A 20,865-nucleotide genomic window follows, 5' to 3' on the forward strand; every position below is an offset into this window, starting at 1 on the left:
CTCGATCAAGTCGAACATCGGTCACACGCAGGCCGCGGCCGGTGTGGCCGGTGTGATCAAGATGGTGATGGCGATGCGGCACGGTGTGCTGCCGCAGACGCTGCACGTCGACGAGCCGACGCCGCACGTCGAATGGTCGGCGGGCGCGGTGGAGTTGCTGACCGAGGCGCGGGAGTGGCCGCAGACCGGCCGCCCTCGCCGGGCGGGCGTCTCCTCGTTCGGTATCAGCGGCACCAACGCCCACACCATCATCGAACAGGCACCGGCTTTCGATGACGAGCCGGTACAGGTCGAGGGCGGTGACAGCGCTCCGAAGACTCCGAGTGTCGTGCCTTGGGTGCTGTCCGCCAAGAGCGCCGAAGCACTGCACGCCCAGGCGGAGCGGCTGCGCAATTATGTGGAGGACCACTCCGGCATACGGCTCACCGATGTCGGCTATTCGCTGGCGATCGGTCGAGCCGCCTTCGAGGAACGGGCGGTGCTGGTCGCCGGTGACCGCGAGGAGTTCCTGCAGCAGCTGGGCGCTCTGGCGAGCGGGGAATCGCCCGCCGGAGTGGTCAAGGGCTCCACGACCGCCGGGAAGCTCGGCTTCCTGTTCACCGGCCAGGGCAGCCAGCGGCTGGGTATGGGCCGGGAGCTGTACGAGGCCTATCCGGCCTTCGCTCGGTCACTGGACGAGATCTGCGGGCACTTCCAGCTTCCGCTGGCTGACGCCCTGTTCGGAGATGATGCCGGGCTGATCGACCGGACGGCGTTCACGCAGCCTGCGTTGTTCGCGGTGGAGGTGGCGCTGTTCCGGCTGCTGGAGTCGTGGGGTGTGCGCCCGGACTTCGTCTCCGGTCATTCGATCGGTGAGATCGCGGCGGCGCATTGTGCGGGTGTGTTGTCGCTGGAGGACGCGTGCACGCTGGTGGCGGCGCGTGGTCGGCTGATGCAGGAGCTGCCCGCCGGTGGTGCGATGGTGGCCGTCCAGGCCGCCGAGGACGAGGTCATCCCGTACCTGACCGACGCCGTGAGCATCGCGGCCGTCAACGGCCCGGCCTCCGTGGTCGTGGCCGGTGACGAGGACGTCGTACTGGGAATCGCGGCCCGCTTCGAGGAGCAGGGCCGAAAGACCCGTCGTCTGACGGTCAGTCATGCGTTCCACTCGCCGCACATGGACCCGATGCTGGAGGCCTTCCGCGCGGTTGCCGAGGGCTTGTCGTACGAGGCCCCGCGCATCCCGGTCGTCTCCAACCTCACCGGCACCCTCGCGACCCCGGACGAGCTCACCAGCCCCGGCTTCTGGGTCCGCCATGTGCGTGAGGCGGTCCGTTTCCACGACGGCATCCGCACGCTCGAAGCCCAGAACGTCACCACGTTCATCGAGCTCGGCCCGGACGGTGTGCTCTCGGCGATGGCGCAGGACTGCGTCACCGGGGACGGCCACGCGTTCATCCCCGTGCTGCGCAGGAACCGTCCCGAGGCGACGAGCCTCACCACGGCCCTGGCCCAAGCCCACGTCCGAGGCGTCGAGATCGACTGGCGGAAGCACTTCACGGGTACCGGTGCACGTCGGGCCGACCTGCCCACCTACGCCTTCCAGCGGGAGCGTTACTGGCTGGAGATCCCCGCTGTTCCCGTTGCCGGCCGGAATGCGGCCGAAGCCGACTCGGTGGACGCGCGCTTCTGGGAAGCGGTGGAGCGCGAGGATCTCGCATCACTTGCCGAGGCTCTCGACATGCCTGCGGCCGACGGCGAAGCCCTGGAAGCCGTCCTGCCGGCGTTGTCGGCGTGGCGTCGGCAGGTGCGTGAGCGGTCGGTGGTGGACGGCTGGCGTTACCGGGTGGTGTGGAAGCCGGTGACCGGGCGTGCGGCCGGGGCGGTGTCCGGCCGTTGGCTGGTGGTCGTACCGGCCGAGGGTGTGGACGCCGGTCTGGCCGGGGCCGTTGCGGCGGTGCTGTCCTCCCGGGGTGTGGATGTGTGCACCGTGACGCTGTCGGCGGGGCTGGAGCGGCATGAGGTTGCCGAGGTACTGCGGTCGGCGGTGCCCGCAGAGGCTGGTGCTTCCGGAGTGCTGTCTTTGCTGGCGTTGGACGAGGCCGCTGGTGTCGTGGCTTCTGCGGTACTGGTACAGGCATTGGGTGATGCGGGCATTCATGCGCCGTTGTGGTGTGTGACGCAGGGTGCTGTGTCGACGGGTCGTTCGGATCGGTTGGGCAGTGCGGTGCAGGCCGGTGTGTGGGGTCTGGGCCGGGTGGTGGCGTTGGAGGTTCCTGCGCGCTGGGGCGGTCTGGTGGATCTGCCGCGGGGTGTGGTGGATGAGCGTGCTCTGGGTCGGTTGGCGGATGTGCTGGCCGGTCTGGGAGGCGAGGACCAGGTCGCGGTGCGTGGGTCGGGGATCTTCGCGCGTCGGCTGGAGCGTCCGGTGCAGGGCGAGGTCGTTCCGGAGGACGGCGCATGGACCCCGGAGGGCGCCGTGCTGGTCACCGGCGGCACGGGCGCGCTCGGCGCCGAGGTCGCCCGCTGGCTGGCACGCAACGGAGCCGGCCACCTCGTCCTGACCAGCCGGCGGGGTGCGGAGGCGCCGGGGGCGGCCGAGCTGGAGGCGGAGCTCGTCTCTTCGGGTGCCCGGGTGACGATCGCCGCTTGTGATGTGGCCGATCGTGAGGCGCTGGCGCGGCTGCTGGAGCCGCTGCGCTCCGAACTGACGGCTGTGATCCACACCGCGGGTGTGCTCGACGACGGTGTCCTGGACGCGCTGACCCCGCAGCGGTTCGAGCGCGTGTGGCAGGCCAAGGCCGACTCGGCACGCCATCTGCACGAGCTCACCCGTGATCTGGACCTGTCGGCGTTCGTGCTCTTCTCGTCGATCAGCGGCACTCTGGGCAGCAGCGGACAGGCCAACTACGCCGCCGCGAACGCCTACTTGGACGCGCTCGCTCAGCAGCGCCGGACGGACGGCCTTCCCGCCACCTCCATCGCCTGGGGCGCCTGGGCCGCGGGCATGGCCGCCGACGACGACATGGCAGAGCGGATGCGCCGCGGTGGCGTACCGCCGATGGCCGTCGACCCGGCCATCCGCGCGCTGCGCCAGGCCGTCGACTCCGGCGAGGCCGTGCTGACCGTGGCCGACTTCGACTGGGACCGGCTGACGCCCGGACTGGTGGCGGTGCGGCCCAGTCCGTTCATCGGAGATCTGCCGGAAGTGCGCAGGGTCCTCGACCATGCGGACGGCCTCGCCGCAGGCGGTGCCGGAAGCCGTGCGGGAGCTTCGCTCGCGGAACGGCTCGCCGCAATGTCCCGCGCCGAGCAGGAGCGCACGGTCCTCGACCTGGTCCGCACCCATGTGGCCGGAGTGCTCGGGCACAACGGTTCCGCGGCGATCGGAGCGGAACGGGCCTTCAAGGAGCTCGGATTCGACTCGCTGACCGCGGTGGAGCTGCGCAATCGGCTCGGCGCGGCGACCGGTGTCGACCTGCCCGCCACGCTCGTCTTCGACCATCCGACGGCGTCCGCGCTGGCCGACCACCTCCGGACCGAACTGCTGGGAACCGGGGCGGCGGTCGACGGCCCGGTGTCCCGGGCAGCCGAGGTGGCGGACGATCCGATCGCCATCGTCGCGATGACCTGCCGATTCCCCGGCGGCGTGCGGTCGCCGGAGGACCTGTGGCAGTTGCTGGCCACCGGCGGGGACGCGATCGCCGAGTTCCCGCACGACCGCGGCTGGGACCTCGAGCGCCTCTACAGCCCCGACCCGGACCAGCAGGGCACGTGCTACACACGCGAGGGCGGATTCCTCTACGACGTCGCCGAGTTCGATCCGGCGTTCTTCGGGATCTCGCCGCGTGAGGCGCTCGCCATGGACCCGCAGCAGCGGTTGCTGCTGGAGACCACTTGGGAGGTGTTCGAACGGGCCGGGATCGACCCGGCGACCGCCCGTGGCAGCCAGGCCGGTGTGTTCGTGGGCACCAACGGCCAGGACTACGACTCGTTCGCGCAGACCCTGCCGGACGGCATCGAGGGTTACCTGGGCACGGGCAACGCGGCGAGTGTGGTCTCCGGACGGCTCGCCTACGTCTTCGGGCTCGAAGGCCCCGCGATGACGGTGGACACGGCCTGCTCGTCCTCGCTGGTCGCCCTGCATCTGGCCGCGCAGGCGCTGCGCAACGGCGAGTGCGATCTCGCGTTGGCCGGTGGTGTGACGGTGATGTCCTCGCCGGGCGCGTTCATCGAGTTCAGCCGGCAGCGTGGTCTTGCGGCCGACGGCCGGGTGAAGGCCTTTGCGGCAGGTGCGGACGGCACGGGCTGGGGTGAGGGCGTGGGCATGCTCCTGGTGGAGCGGCTCTCGGATGCCCGCCGTAACGGGCACCCGGTGCTGGCGGTGGTCCGCGGCTCGGCGGTCAACCAGGATGGTGCGAGCAATGGTCTGACGGCGCCGAACGGTCCGTCGCAGCAGCGCGTCATCCGTCAGGCACTGGCCTCAGCGGGTCTGTCGGCGTCGGACGTCGACGCGGTGGAGGCGCACGGCACCGGCACCACGCTCGGTGACCCGATCGAGGCGCAGGCGCTGATCGCCACCTACGGGCAGGAGCGGGGCGAGGGCCGACCGCTGTTGCTCGGCTCGATCAAGTCGAACATCGGTCACACGCAGGCGGCTGCCGGCGTCGCGGGCGTCATCAAGATGGTTCTGTCGATGCGGCACGGCGTGCTGCCGCAGACCCTGCACGTCGACGAGCCGACGCCGCACGTGGGCTGGTCGGCGGGCGCGGTGGAGTTGCTGACCGAGGCGCGGGAGTGGCCGGAGACCGGCCGTCCCCGCCGGGTGGGTGTGTCGTCCTTCGGTTTCAGCGGCACCAACGCCCACACCATCCTCGAAGAGGCACCCGCCGACCACACCACCGAGGCGACGGCACCGGCGACACCGCCTGCCGTCCAGACCTGGGTGCTGTCCGCCAAGTCCGAGGCCGCGCTGCGGGCGCAGGCCGAGCGTGTGCGGGTACGGCTCGCTTCGGGCGCGGAGACACGTCCGGTCGATGTCGCCTATTCGCTGGCGACGTCACGGGCGGCTCTGGAACTGCGCGCCGCCGTCGTCGGCGGTGACCGGGAGGTCCTGCTGGAGGGGCTCGCCGCGCTGGCGGCGGGCGAGCCGTGCCCGCAGGTGGTCCGGGGCGCGGCAGGCGACGGCCGCACGGCGCTGCTGTTCACCGGTCAGGGCAGTCAACGGCCGGGGATGGGCCGGGAGCTCTACGACGCCCACCCCACGTTCGCGGACGCCCTGGACGCGGTGTGCGCCCACCTGGATGCCCACCTCGAGCGTCCGCTGCGTGAGGTGATGTTCGGCGGGGACGAGGAACTGCTCGGCCGGACGGCGTACACGCAGCCCGCGTTGTTCGCGGTGGAGGTGGCGCTGTTCCGGCTGCTGGAGTCGTGGGGCATCAGGCCGGACTTCGTCTCCGGTCATTCGATCGGTGAGATCGCGGCGGCGCACTGTGCGGGCGTGCTGTCACTGGCCGACGCGTGCACGCTGGTCGCGGCCCGTGGCCGGCTGATGCAGGAGCTGCCCGCCGGTGGTGCGATGGTGGCCGTCCAGGCTGCCGAGGACGAGGTGGCGCCGTTCCTGACCGACGCCGTGAGCATCGCGGCCGTCAACGGCCCCACCTCCGTGGTCGTGGCCGGTGACGAGGACGCCGTACTGGAGATCGCCGCCCACTTCGGGGAGCAGGGGCGCAAGACCCGTCGCCTGACGGTCAGCCACGCCTTCCACTCCCCGCACATGGACGGCATGCTGGCCGACTTCCGCAAGGTCGTGGAGGGGCTGTCGTACGAGGCCCCGCGCATCCCGGTCGTCTCCAACCTCACCGGCGCCGTGGCGACCGCCGAGGAGATCACCAGCCCCGACTTCTGGGTGCGCCACGTCCGCGAGGCCGTGCGCTTCCACGACGGCATCCGTGCCCTCGAAGCACAGGACGTGACCACGTTCATCGAGCTCGGACCGGACGGGATCCTGTCCGCGATGGCGCAGGAGTGCGTCACCGGCGACGACCATGCCTTCCTTCCCGCGCTCCGTGCGGGCCGCCAGGAGGCCGACACGCTCGCCACGGCGCTCGCCGCGGCGCACACCCGGGGCATCGCCGTCGACTGGCGGGCCTACTACACCGGCACCGGCGCCCGCCGCGTCGACCTGCCCACCTACCCCTTCCAGCGGGAGCGTTACTGGCTCGACGACGCCGTGGACGCCGTGGCGGAGCCGGGCGGCGATGCCCCGGACCACTCGGCCGAGTCCCGCTTCTGGGAGGCCGTCGACAATGCGGACCTGACCGCGCTCACCGCCGAGTTGGCGATCAACGCGGACCAGCCGCTGAGCGATGTACTGCCCGCACTGTCGGCGTGGCGCCGGCAGCGGCAGGAGCAGTCCACGGTGGACGGCTGGCGCTACCGGGTGGTCTGGAAGCCGCTGGCCGAGCCGGACGCGGCGCGGATGACGGGCACCTGGCTGACCGTGGTACCCGCCACCGAGGCGGACGACGCCCGCGTGCGCGAGGTCGTCGACGCGCTGCGCACAGCGGGCGCCACCGTACGCCAGATCACGCTCACGGACACGGACACCGGTACGGACACGGACACCGGCACCGGCGTCGACACCCGCACGGAGCCCGCCCTCCTCGCCGAGCGCCTGCACGCCGAGCTGGGCGGCGAGACGCCACAGGGTGTCCTCTCGCTGCTGGCGCTGGACGAGCGGTCGCATCCGCGGTACACGGCGGTCTCCCGGGGGGTGCTGCGCACCGGAGACCTGGTCCGGGCGCTCGGGCAGGCCGGCGTCGACGCCCCGCTGTGGTGTGTCACCGAGGGAGCGGTGGGCACCGCGCCGTCGGACCGGCCGCGCAGCGCCGCACAGGCGCAGGTGTGGGGGCTGGGCCGGGTGGTGGCACTGGAACACCCCGAGCGGTGGGGCGGTCTGGTCGACCTGCCCGAGACCCTCGACGGGCGTGCCGCCGCGCGCCTGGTCGCCGTCCTGGCCGGAGCCGGCGACGAGGACCAGCTCGCGGTGCGGACACCGGGAGTTCTGGTACGACGCCTGGTCCACGCGTCGGAGAAGGACACACAGGTCCCCCCCGCCGGCGCGTGGAAGCCTCGGGGCACGGTCCTGGTGACCGGAGGCACGGGGGCGCTCGGTGCCCACGTGGCCCGGTGGCTCGCCGGCAACGGCGCCGAGCACCTGGTGCTCACCAGCCGACGCGGCCCCGAGGCACCCGGAGCCGAGGCGCTGACCGCCGAGTTGACCGGGATGGGCGTCCAGGTGACGGTCGCCGCGTGCGACGTCACCGACCGGGACGCGCTCGAAGGGCTGCTGGCCGGTGTGCCCCGCGTGACCGCGGTTGTGCACACCGCAGGTGCCGGCCAGTACGCGCCGCTCGCCCGGACCGGTCCCGGCGACATCGCCGAGGTGATGGCCGCCAAGGTAACGGGTGCGGCGCACCTCGACGCGCTGTTCGCCGACGCGCCACTGGACGCTTTCGTGCTGTTCTCGTCGATCGCCGGAGTGTGGGGCAGCGGAGGCCAGAGCGCCTATGCGGCGGCCAACGCCTTCCTCGACGCGCTCGCCGAGCAGCGCAGGGCCCGCGGGCTGGCGGCGACCGCCATCGCCTGGGGACCCTGGGCCGACGGCGGCCTGGTGGCCGACGACGAGGCCGCCGAGCAACTGCGCCGCCGTGGGCTGCCGGTGCTGCCGGTACATCGGTCGATCAGCGCTCTGCAGGGAGCGTTGGACCGTGCCGAGACGACCGTGACGGTCGCCGACGTCGACTGGGAGCGTTTCGTACCCGCGTTCACCGCCGCACGGCCGCGTCCCCTCATCGCCGACCTGCCCGAGGTACGGCGCGTGCTCGCCGAGGCGGACACCGGCACCGGGGCCGAACGAGGGGGCGACGGCACGGCGCAGGACGCCGAGGCGCTGCGGCAGCGGCTGTCCGCGCTGTCCGGCGCCGAGGCGGAGGACATGCTGCTGGACCTGGTACGCACGCACGTCGCAGCGGTGCTGGGGCACAACGGCACCACCGCCGTGGAGGCCGGGCGCGCCTTCAAGGAGCTCGGCTTCGACTCGCTCACCGCCGTCGAGCTGCGCAACCGGCTCGGGACCGCGAGCGGGCTGAGGCTGCCCGCGAGCCTGGTCTTCGACTACCCGACGCCGGCCGCTCTCGCCGGACACCTGCGAGCCGAACTCCTCGGCGAGCAGAGCGCACCGGCGCTCCCCGCACTCGCCGAGATCGACCGACTGGAGTTCATCCTGTCGTCCGTCGCGGCGGACGGCGCGGAACGCGCGAGCGTCACCTCTCGCCTGGAGAAACTGCTGCGCAAGTGGAACGAGACCGACAGCGCGACCGCCGGTGAGGACGACGGCAACGACCTGGAATCGGCGTCGGTCGACGACATCTTCGACATCATCAACAACGAATTCGGACGCTCCTGACGTGATGAGCGCACACAATTCCGTGCCGTTTCCGGCTCTTCCCAGGGGGTGACGTTTCGGTGGCTACCGCAAATGAAGAAAAGCTTCTCGACAATCTGAAATGGGTGACCGCTGAACTGCGCCGGGCCCGGCGCCGCCTCGACGAGGTGGAGACGGACGCCCGGGAACCCATTGCCATCGTCGGCATGAGCTGCCGTTTCCCGGGCGGCGTGGGGTCGCCCGAGGACCTGTGGCGCCTGGTGGCCGACGGCGGGGACGCCGTTTCCGGATTCCCTGTCGACCGGGGCTGGGACGTCGACGCGATGGCCGATCCGGATCCGGACCGCAAAGGCACCTTCTACAACACCGGCGGCGGTTTCCTGGACGGCGCAGCCGAATTCGACGCCGAGTTCTTCGGGATCTCGCCGCGTGAGGCGCTGGCGATGGACCCGCAGCAGCGGATCCTGCTGGAGGCGTCCTGGGAGGTGTTCGAGAGCGCCGGAATCGATCCCGTGTCACTGCGGGGCAGCCGTACGGGCGTCTTCGTCGGCGCCGGATCGATGGGCTACGGCGCCGACCTGAAGGAGACGCCCGAAGACCTCGAAGGACTCATGCTGACCGGCGGCGCCACCAGCGTGCTCTCCGGCCGCGTCGCCTACGTCTTCGGCCTGGAGGGACCGGCGGCCACCATCGACACCGCCTGTTCCTCCTCGCTGGTCGCCCTGCACTGGGCCACTCAGGCGCTGCGGCAGCGCGAGTGCTCGCTGGCGCTGGTCGGCGGCGTGACGGTGATGCCGTCGCCCGATGTGTTCGTGGAGTTCAGCCGGCAGCGGGGGCTGTCCGCCGACGGCCGCTGCAAGTCGTTCGCCGCGGCGGCGGACGGGACCGGCTGGTCCGAGGGCGTGGGCGTGCTGCTCGTCGAGCGGCTGTCCGACGCCCGGAAGAACGGGCACGAGGTACTGGCCGTGGTGCGGGGCAGCGCCGTCAACCAGGACGGCGCCAGCAACGGCCTGACCGCCCCCAACGGTCCCTCGCAGCAGCGAGTCATCCGGCAGGCGCTGGCCGGCGCGCAACTGTCGGCCGGCGAAGTCGACGCGGTGGAGGCGCATGGCACCGGAACCCGGCTGGGCGACCCGATCGAGGCGCAGGCGCTGCTGGCCACCTACGGGCAGGAGCGTCCCGAGGACCGGCCGCTCTGGCTGGGCTCGCTGAAGTCCAACATCGGACACACCCAGGCGGCGGCCGGCGTGGGCGGCGTCATCAAGATGGTGATGGCGATCCGCCACGGTGTGCTGCCGAGGACGTTGCATGTGGACGAGCCGACGCCGGACGTCGACTGGTCGGCGGGTACGGTGCGACTGCTGACCGGGGCCCGTGAGTGGCCGGAGACCGGTCGGCCGCGCCGGGCCGCGGTCTCGGCCTTCGGCGTGAGCGGCACCAACGCGCACACGATCATCGAGCAGGCACCCACGGACGATGACACACCGGTGACTGCCATGGCACTGCCGGTGGTGCCGTGGGTGTTGTCGGGCCGGACCGAGGAGGCGCTGCGGGCGCAGGCCCGGCGCCTGCTCGACCGTGTCGCCGAGGACAGTGGTCTTGAACCGGTTGATGTGGCGTACTCGTTGGCGACGACGCGGGCTGCTCTGGAGCGGCGTGCGGTGGTCGTGGCGGGTGGCCGTGACGGTCTGCTGGCGGGGCTTGGGGCGCTGGCCGAGGGGCGCGGTGCGGCGGCCGGCCTGGTGACCGGGTCGGTGGTGGCGGGCAAGTCGGCGTTCTTGTTCACCGGGCAGGGCAGTCAGCGGCTGGGCATGGGGCGGGAACTCTACGAGGCGTATCCCGTGTTCGCCGAGGCGCTGGACGAGGTCTTCGCCAGGTTCGAACTTCCCCTGCGGGAAGCGGTGTTCGGCGATGACGCTCAGCTGCTCAACCAGACGGCGTTTACACAGCCTGCCCTGTTCGCGGTGGAGGTGGCGCTGTTCCGGCTCCTTGAATCGTGGGGTATCAGGCCGGACTTCGTCTCCGGTCACTCGATCGGTGAGATCGCGGCGGCGCATTGTGCGGGTGTGCTGTCGCTGGAGGACGCGTGCACGCTGGTCGCGGCGCGTGGCCGTTTGATGCAGGAGCTGCCGTCCGGTGGTGCGATGGTGGCGGTGCAGGCGACCGAGGACGAGGTCACCCCGTACCTGACCGACGCCGTGAGCATCGCGGCCGTCAACGGCCCCACCTCCGTGGTCGTGGCCGGTGACGAGGACGCCGTACTGCAGATCGCCGCCCGCTTCGAGGAGCAGGGCCGCAAGTCGAAGCGTCTGACGGTCAGTCACGCCTTCCACTCGCCGCACATGGACGGCATGCTGGAGGCTTTCCGACGGGTTGCCGAGGGTCTGTCGTACGAGGCCCCGCGCATCCCGGTCGTCTCCAACCTCACCGGCACCCTCGCAACCGCGGACGAGATCACCGCCCCCGGCTTCTGGGTCCGCCATGTCCGTGAGGCGGTCCGTTTCAGTGACGGCATCCGCACGCTCGAAGCCCAGAACGTCACCACCTTCGTCGAGCTCGGCCCCGACGGCGTCCTGTCTGCGATGGCCCAGGACTGCGTTACCGGCGACGGTGACCACGCCTTCGTGCCGACCCTCCGGGCGAACCGTCCCGAACCCGAGGCCCTGACCACCGCCCTCGCGCAGGCGCAGGTGCGTGGCGTCGGCATCGACTGGGAGGCCCATTTCGCGGGTACCGGCGCAGGGCGGGTGGAGCTGCCGACGTATGCGTTCCAGCGCCGGCACTACTGGCTGGCACCCGGTTCCCGAGCCGGTGACGTGACCGCCGCCGGTCTGGAGAAGGCCGGTCACGCGCTGCTGAGCGCCGCGGTACCCGTGGCCGGTGCCGACGCGTATGTGTTCACCGGCCGGTTGTCCCCGCAGACCCATCCTTCGCTGAACCAGTACAGGCTCGCCGGGAACGCCGTGCTGCCCGGTGCGGCGTACGTCGAACTGGCCCTCCACGCAGGCGACCAGGTTGGTTGCGACCACCTGGTGGAGCTGACGCTCCACGAACCGCTGATCGTGCCGGCGCAGGGTGCGGTGCGGGTCCAGGTCGTGGTGGACTCCGCCGGTGAGGGCGGACGGCGGACTTTCACCGTCTCCTCGCACGCCGGACGGCTCGACGGGGACAGGGACGTACCGTGGCGGCGCCATGCCACCGGCGTACTCGACACGGCGGCGCCGGGGCCGGCGTTCACGCTGACGGAATGGCCGCCGCCCGATGCACAGGGCGTCGAAGTCGGCGCTCTGTACGAGGATTACGAGGCGGCCGGCCTCGAGTGCGGACCGCTGTACCAAGGGGTGCGTGCCGTCTGGCGGCGCGGGGACGAGCTCTGCGCCGACGTGCGGCTTCCCGAGGGCGCGGACACGAGCGGCTTCGCCCTGCACCCCGCGCTGCTGGAGGCAGCCGCGCACCTCGCCACGGCGTGCGGCTCCGGCGCCCCGCTCGTACCGGCGGTCTGGCACGACGTCGCGCTGTACGCGGTGGGCGCCACGGAGGTGCGGATGCGGCTCACACCCGCAGCGAGCGGCACCTTCCTGCTGGAGGCGGCCGATGCCACCGGTGCGCCGGTGGCCCGCGTCGACCGCCTCACCCTGCGTCCGGCGGCGGAAACCGTCCCGGCCGACGGCGCGCGTGCCACCGGTCTGGCGCCCCTGTTCGAGCCGGTCTGGTCCGAGGCCGTCGCCCCCGACGCCGAGCCGGTCTCCACCGCGCTGATCGCGGCACACCCGCTCGAAACGGCCGACCCGGCCATGGAGCGGTACGACGACCTGGCCGCGCTCGCCGCGGCCGCCGACGCAGGCATGACCGTCCCGGACGTGATCCTCGTGTCCTGCCCGCCCCCGGCATCCGGCGATCCGCAGCCGCATGCGGAGCACACCACGCGGGCGGCACAAGCCCCGCATGCCGCGCACGCCGCGGCCCAGTGGGCGCTCGCCCTGGCCCAGGCGTGGCTGGCGGACGAACGCTTCGCCGGCTCGCGCCTGGCCTTCGTCACGCGCGGCGCCGTGGCCACGGCCGACGAGGACGTCACCGACCTGGCCGGTGCCTGCGTCTGGGGCCTGGTGCGCTCCGCGGAGACCGAGAACCCCGGACGGTTCCTCCTGGTCGACCTGGACGCCGAGGACCCCGCGGGCACCGTGCCCGCCGAGGCGCTGATGTGCACGGAGCCGGAACTGGCCGTGCGCGGCGGCAGACCGCTCGCCCCGCGGCTGATCCGTGTGGCGGCCGGAGCGGAGCGGCAGCCCCGCCCGATCGACCCGCGGGGCACGGTGCTGGTGACGGGCGGAACCGGCACGCTCGGTGCGCTGTGCGCCCGGCACCTGGTGACGGAACACGGTGTACGGCATCTGCTGCTGGCCGGCCGCCGGGGGCTCGCTGCCGACGGCGCCGAGGAACTGGCCGCCGAGCTGGCCGAGTTGGGTGCCGAGGTGAACGTGGCCGCCTGCGACGCGGCCGACCGTGAGGCGCTGGCCGCCCTGCTGGCCTCCGTACCCGTCGAGCACCCGTTGACCGCCGTGGTGCACACCGCGGGCGTGCTCGACGACGGCGTGCTCCCGTCGCTGACGCCCGATCGCCTCGAGCGAGTGCTGCGGCCCAAGGTGGACGCCGCCTGGCACCTGCACGACCTCACCCGCGACCTGGACCTGTCGGCATTCGTGCTGTTCTCGGCGGCCGCCGGAGTCCTCGGCAGCCCCGGACAGGCCAACTACGCCGCGGCCAACGCGTACCTCGACGCGCTGGCCCGGCACCGGAGCGCCCAGGGCCAGACGGCGATCTCGCTGGCCTGGGGCCTGTGGGCCGAGGCCAGCGGAATCACCGGCGGTCTGGACGAGGCCGACCTGCGGCGCATGGCACGGGCCGGCATGGGCGCGCTCTCCTCGGCGGAGGGCATGGCCCTGTTCGACAGGGCCCTGCGCAGTGAGCGATCCGTTCTCCTCCCCGCCCGCCTGGACCTCGCGGCGATACGCGACGCAGCGGCCGGCACCGGATCGGTCCCCCCGGTGTTCCGTACGCTGATCCGCGCCCCTCGGCGGCGTGGTGCCGGGACGGCGGCCGACGGCGGCTCGACGCTGGCCGTCCGGCTGCGCGGACTGCTCCCCGCCGACCAGGAGCGGACTCTGCTGGAGCTCGTGCGCACCCATGTGGCGGCCGTGCTGGGCCACTCCGGACCGGAGTCGGTGGAGCCGGCACGGGCGTTCAAGGACGTGGGCTTCGACTCCCTCACCGGCGTGGACCTGCGCAACCGGCTGAACACGGCGACCGGACTGCGGCTGCCGACCACGCTCGTCTTCGACTACCCCAACGCCTCGGCGCTCGCCCGCCATCTGGCCGACACGCTCCTCGGCACCGGGAACGCGACCGGCGCCGCCGTCGAAGCCGTACCGCTCGCGGGCCGTGCCGGTGGCGACGATCCCATCGCTGTCGTGGCCATGAGCTGTCGCTACCCCGGTGGCGTGGCCTCGCCCGAAGAGCTCTGGCAGCTGCTGGAGTCGGGGAGCGACGCCATCTCCGGCTTCCCCGTCGACCGCGGCTGGGACGCGGGCGCGGCTTCGTACGCGCCGGACGGCGGCCCCGCCCGGGCGGGCGGCTTCCTGCACGACGCGGACCGGTTCGACGCGGCGTTCTTCGGCATCAGCCCGCGCGAGGCACTGGCGATGGACCCGCAGCAGCGGCTGCTCCTCGAGACCTCCTGGGAGGCCTTCGAACGCGCCGGGATCGACCCGGGCGCGCTGCGGGGCTCCCGCACCGGAGTGTTCGTCGGCGCCGCGTACAGCGGTTACGACACCGGACTCGACGACATGGCGGACACCGTCGCCGGTCACGTGATGACCGGCAATGCGAGCAGCGTCATATCCGGCCGGGTCGCCTACGTCCTCGGCCTCGAAGGCCCCGCGGTGACGGTGGACACGGCGTGCTCCTCCTCGCTGGTCGCCCTGCACTGGGCGATCCAGGCCCTGCGCAACGGCGAGTGCGCGCTCGCCCTGGCCGGCGGCGTCACCGTGATGTCGACGCCCGGCACGTTCACCGAGTTCAGCCGTCAGGGTGGCCTGTCGGCCGACGGCCGCTGCAAGGCGTTCGCGGCGGGTGCGGACGGTACGGGCTGGGGTGAGGGTGTGGGCATGCTGCTGGTGGAGCGGCTGTCGGATGCCCGGAAGAACGGTCACCCGGTGCTGGCGGTGGTCCGTGGCTCGGCGGTGAACCAGGATGGTGCGAGCAATGGTCTGACGGCGCCGAACGGTCCTTCGCAGCAGCGGGTGATCCGTCAGGCGCTGGCCTCGGCGGGTCTGTCGGCGTCGGACGTGGATGCGGTGGAGGCGCACGGCACGGGTACGACGCTCGGTGACCCGATCGAGGCGCAGGCGCTGCTGGCCACCTACGGGCAGGAGCGTGGCGAGGACCGGCCGTTGTGGCTGGGGTCGGTGAAGTCGAACATCGGTCACACGCAGGCGGCTGCCGGTGTCGCCGGGATCATCAAGATGGTGATGGCGATGCGGCACGGTGTGCTGCCGCGGACCCTGCACGTCGATGAGCCGACGCCGCATGTGGACTGGGCGGCGGGCGAGGTGTCGCTGCTGACGGAGGCGCGGGAGTGGCCGGAGACCGGCCGTCCCCGCCGGGCGGGTGTGTCGTCCTTCGGTATCAGCGGCACCAACGCCCACACCATCATCGAGCAGGCGCCCGAGGTGGAGGCGGAGGCCGGGGCGGTTCCGGGTGCGGTGTTGCCGGTGCTGCCCTTCGCGCTGTCGGCCGGCAGCGGGCGGGCACTGCGTGAGCAGGCCGAGCGGCTGCACGGGCAGCTTGCCGCACAGCCGGGGCTGCGCCCCCTGGACGTCGCCTATTCCCTGGCGACGGGTCGTGCCGCGCTGGAGCAGCGGGCCGTACTGGTCGTCGATGCCGATCACGAGGAGGCGCTCGCGCGGCAACTGCGCGCCCTGGCCGACGGCGAGCCGCCGGCCGGCACCGCGCAGGATGTGCCGACGGAGGGCAAACTGGCGTTCCTGTTCACCGGTCAGGGCAGCCAGCGCCTGGGCATGGGCCGGGAACTCCACGACACCTACCCGGTCTTCGCCCAGGCGTTCGACGAGGTGTGCCAGGGGCTCGACCCCGCCCTGAAGGACGTACTCTTCGGTGAGCAGGGCGACCTGCTCGACCAGACGGCATACGCACAGCCGGCCCTGTTCGCGATCGAGGTCGCACTCTTCCGGTTGCTGCAGGCCTGGGGTCTGCAGCCGGACTTCCTGGCGGGCCATTCCATCGGCGAGCTGGCCGCGGCGCACTGCGCGGGTGTGCTGTCCCTGGAGGACGCCTGCACTCTGGTGTCCGCTCGGGCGCGCCTGATGCAGCAACTGCCCGACCGTGGCGCCATGGTGGCCGTCCAGGCCACCGAGGACCAGGTCACGCCGTATCTGACCGACCAGGTCGGCATCGCGGCCGTCAACGGCCCCACTTCGGTGGTCATCGCGGGCGAGGAGAGTGAGGTGTCGCGGATCGCGTCCGCTCTCGCCGGACATGGCGTGAAGACCAAGCGCCTCGCGGTCAGCCACGCGTTCCACTCGCCGCTCATGGAGGGCATGCTGGCCGACTTCCGGAAGGTCGCCGAGGGACTCGTCTACCGCCCGCCGGCCACGCCGGTCGTCTCGTGTCTCACCGGAGCCGTGGTGGGCCCCGGCGAAATGGACACACCGGAGTTCTGGGTTCGGCATGTCCGCGAGGCGGTGCGGTTCCTGGACGGCGTGCGGGCGCTCCGGGCGCAGCAGGTCACCACATTCGTCGAACTCGGCCCGGACGGGGTGCTCTCGGCGCTGGTCCAGGACTGCCTCGACGGCTCCGACGCGATGTGCCTGCCCGTCCTGCGCAGGGGACGGCCGGAGGCCCGGACGCTGACCACCGCACTGGGCCGCGCCCACGCGCGCGGCGCACACCTCGACTGGCAGGCGTACTTCGCGGGGACCGGCGCCCGCCGCGTCGACCTGCCCACCTACGCCTTCCAGCGCCGGCGGTTCTGGCCCGAAGCGTCCGAAGCGCCCGAAGCGGCCGTGGGAACGCCGGTCGGCAGCGCGCCGGACGCCGTGGACGAGCGTTTCTGGGCGGCGGTCGAACGCGAAGACCTGAGCGGACTCGGCGCCGAACTGGCCGTGGACGCGGACCAGCCGCTCCGCGCCGTACTCCCGGCGCTGGCGTCGTGGCACCGGCAGCAGCGCGAACGCTCGACCGTGGCCGAGCGTCGCTACCGCGTCGTGTGGAAGCGGCGGTCGGAGACGCAGGACCATCCTGAGCCGGCGGCCCCGCGCATGGCCGGGACCTGGCTGACCATCGTGCCGACCGCACCGTCCGACGCCCCCTGGATCGGCAGCCTCACCAGCGCACTGGAGCGCGCCGGGGCCGGCATCGTGCGTGTCCCCGTCGGCGTGCCGGACGAGGACGCCGGGGCGCTGGCCGAGCGGCTGCGGCGAGCGGCCGCCGAGGTGCCCGACGCCGCACCCGTCACCGGTGTGCTCTCCCTGCTCGCGCTGGACGAGCAGCCGCATCCCCGGCACCCCGCAGTCCCTGCCGGACTGGCGCTGACCGCCGCCGTGACACAGGCCCTCCCGTCGGCCGGCATCGGCGCGCCGCTGTGGTGCGTCACCCGCGGCGCGGTCTCGGTGGACGCCGGCGACCCGCTGCTCAGCGCCCTCCAGGCCCAGGTCGCCGGTCTGGGCCGGGTGACGGCGCTGGAGGAGCCCGAGCACTGGGGCGGACTGGTCGACCTCCCGGAGACCATCGACGAGCGGACCGCCGACCGGCTGGTCGGCGTCCTCACCGCCGGCGGCGGTGAGGACCAGGTGGCGGTCCGGCCCTCCGGCACCTACCTGCGCCGACTCGAACGCGCGCCCCAGGACACCACCGGTCCCGCCGGCTCCTGGACACCGCGCGGCACGGTGCTGGTCACGGGCGGCACGGGCGCACTCGGTGCCCACGTCGCCCGCTGGCTGGCCCGCAACGGCGCCGACCGGCTGGTGCTGCTCAGCCGCCGCGGAGCCGACGCCCCGGGCGCGACCCGGCTGACCGCCGAACTGTCCGGCCTGGGTGCCGAGGTGACGATCGCGGCCTGCGACGTGGCCGACCGGTCCGCACTCCAGGCCCTCGTCGGCAAGCTCGCCGCGGACGGCGCGCCGGTGCGGGCGGTCGTGCACGCCGCGGGCGTGTCGCAGCCCCCGGGCACCGCGACGGCCCTGCCGGAGTTCGCGGAGGTGGTCGCCGCCAAGACCACCGGCGCCGTACACCTGGACGCCCTCTTCCAGGACGACACGCTGGACGCCTTCGTGCTGTTCTCGTCGATCGCCGGCGTGTGGGGCAGCGGTGGACAGGGCGCCTACGCCGCTGCCAACGCCTTCCTCGACGCGCTCGCCGAGCAGCGCCGGGCGCGCGGACTGGCGGCGACCGCCATCGCCTGGGGCCCCTGGGCGGACGGCGGCATGGCCGCCGAAGGGGACGCGGAGGAACAGCTGCGCCGCCGAGGACTGCCGCCCATGGCACCGGAGACCAACCTGGCGGCACTGCGGGAGGCCGTCGGCGCCCCCGAGGCCACCGTGACCGTCGCCGACGTGGACTGGACACGCTTCGCACCAGCCTTCACCGCCGCACGTCCCCGCCCGCTCATCGCGGACCTGCCGGAGGTACGCGCGGCCCTGCGCGGCGACGGCGACGGCACACCCCGCGACCCGGCGGGCGAAGCCCCCGCTCTGCGCGAGCAGCTGGCCGGGCTCGACACGAACGACCGTACGACGCTGCTGCTCGACCTGGTACGCACACATGCGGCGTTCGCCCTGGGGCACGATTCGCCCGACGCCGTCGAGGCCGGCCGTGCCTTCAAGGAACTGGGTTTCGACTCCCTGACCGCCGTCGAGCTCCGCGACCGGCTCAGGACCGCCACCGGACTCTCCCTGCCCGCCACCCTGGTGTTCGACTACCCGAACCCCGCCGCGCTCGCCCGGCACCTGCTGGCCGCGCTGCTGCCCGACGGCGGCACCGGCCCCGCGCCGGACGGCGACCCGCAGGAGGCCGAGCTGCGCAGGAGGCTCGCGGCCCTCCCGCTCAGCCGCATCCGTGAGGCGGGCCTGCTGGAGGCACTGCTGGAACTCGCCGACCCCCAGCCGACCCCAGCCACCGACGACGGCGATCAGGGGTTGTCCCCCGACGACATCGACGGGCTGGACGTGCAGCATCTGATCGATATGGCGCTCGACAGCAACCAGCCCTGACGCGCCCGAAGTGCGGAGTACAAGATGACAACCCCCAACGAAAAGATCGTTGAAGCGCTACGGGCCTCGCTCAAGGAAACCGAGCGGTTGCGTCGACAGAACCAGCAGCTCACCGCGGCATCCCGGGAACCGATCGCGATCGTCGGCATGAGCTGCCGGTTCCCCGGAGGGGTACGGTCGCCGGAGGACCTGTGGCGCCTGGTGGCCGACGGCCAGGACGCCGTCTCCGGCTTCCCCACGGATCGCGGCTGGGACGTCGAGTCGCTGTACGACCCCGACCCCGAGCACGAAGGCACCTCCTACGCGCGCGAGGGCGGCTTCCTGCACGACGCCGCCCAGTTCGATCCGGACTTCTTCGGGATCTCGCCGCGCGAGGCGCTGGCGATGGACCCGCAGCAGCGGATCCTGCTGGAGGCGTCCTGGGAGGCGTTCGAAAGCGCCGGCATCGACCCCTCCGCCGCGCGGGGCAGCAGGACCGGCGTGTTCATCGGCGCGTCCTCCCAGGCCTACGGCGCCGGCCAGTACGAGCTGCCGGACGGCGTCGAGGGCCACCTCCTCACCGGCACCGCGTCCAGCGTGGTCTCCGGCCGCATCGCCTACGCCTTCGGCCTGGAAGGACCGGCGGCCACCATCGACACCGCCTGCTCGTCGTCCTCCGTCGCCCTCCACCTCGCCGTGCAGGCACTGCGCCAGAACGAGTGCTCCCTGGCGCTCGCCGGCGGCGTGACCGTACTGGCCACCCCCGATGTGTTCGTGGAGTTCAGCCGGCAGCGGGGGCTGTCCGCCGACGGTCGCTGCAAGTCGTTCGCCGCGGCGGCGGACGGCACCGGCTGGTCCGAGGGCGTGGGCGTGCTGCTCGTCGAGCGGCTGTCGGACGCCCGCCGCAACGGCCACCGGGTGCTGGCGATCGTCGCCGGCAGCGCCGTCAACCAGGACGGCGCCAGCAACGGCCTGACCGCCCCCAACGGACCCGCACAGCAGCGTGTCATCCGCCAGGCACTGGAGAACGCCCGCCTGACGGCCGACCAGATCGACGCGGTCGAGGCGCACGGCACCGGAACCCGGCTGGGCGACCCGATCGAGGCGCAGGCGCTGCTGGCCACCTACGGGCAGGAGCGTCCCGAGGACCGGCCGCTCTGGCTGGGCTCGCTGAAGTCCAACATCGGACACACCCAGAACGCCGCGGGTGTCGCCGGAATCATCAAGACGGTGATGGCGATCCGCCATGGTGTGCTGCCGAGGACGTTGCATGTGGACGAGCCGACGCCGGACGTCGACTGGTCGGCGGGTACGGTGCGACTGCTGACCGGGGCCCGTGAGTGGCCGGAGACCGGTCGGCCGCGCCGGGCCGCGGTCTCGGCCTTCGGCGTGAGCGGCACCAACGCGCACACGATCATCGAGCAGGCACCCACGGTCGATGACACGCCGGTGACTGCCATGGCACTGCCGGTGGTGCCGTGGGTGCTGTCGGGCCGGACCGAGGAGGCGCTGCGGGCGCAGGCCCGGCGCCTGCTCGACCGTGTCGCCGAGGACAGTGGTCTTGAACCGGTTGATGTGGCGTACTCGTTGGCGACGACGCGTGCTGCTCTGGAGCGGCGTGCGGTGGTCGTGGCGGACGGCCGTGACGGGTTGCTGGCGGGGCTTGAGGCTCTGGCCGAGGGACGCGGCGCGGTGGCCGGCCTGGTGACCGGGTCGGTGGTGGCGGGCAAGACGGCGTTCTTGTTCACCGGTCAGGGCAGTCAGCGGCTGGGGATGGGCCGGGAGCTGTACGACGCCTACCCCGTGTTCGCCGAGACCCTGGACGAGGTCTTCGCGCGATTCGAACTTCCCCTGCGTGAGGCGCTGTTCGGCGACAATGCGGAACTGATCGACCAGACGGCGTACACCCAGCCCGCGTTGTTCGCGGTGGAGGTGGCGCTGTTCCGGCTCCTCGAATCATGGGGCATCAGGCCGGACTTCGTCTCCGGTCACTCGATCGGTGAGATCGCGGCGGCGCATTGTGCGGGTGTGCTGTCGCTGGAGGAAGCGTGCACGCTGGTGGCTGCGCGTGGCCGTTTGATGCAGGAGCTGCCGTCCGGTGGTGCGATGGTGGCGGTGCAGGCGACCGAGGACGAGGTCACGCCGTACCTGACGGACGCCGTGAGCATCGCG

General features: G+C 72.5%; 3 protein-coding genes. All 3 read left to right on the forward strand.

Annotated elements, in window-relative coordinates:
* The coding region (locus ACZ5NH_RS43885) for a type I polyketide synthase (protein WP_468783892.1) at positions 1–8,449 on the forward strand (8,449 nt) is incomplete at its 5' end.
* 17 nt (positions 8,450–8,466) lie between these two features.
* Entirely contained in the window at positions 8,467–18,714 is a 10,248-nt protein-coding gene (locus ACZ5NH_RS43890; protein ID WP_468783896.1) for a type I polyketide synthase, read from the forward strand.
* Positions 18,715–18,738: 24 nt separating this feature from the next.
* Positions 18,739–20,865: type I polyketide synthase (locus ACZ5NH_RS43895; RefSeq protein WP_468783894.1), on the forward strand; the 2,127-nt coding region annotated here is incomplete at its 3' end.

It is taken from the genome of Streptomyces sp. NPDC031426 (genome assembly GCF_055581585.1).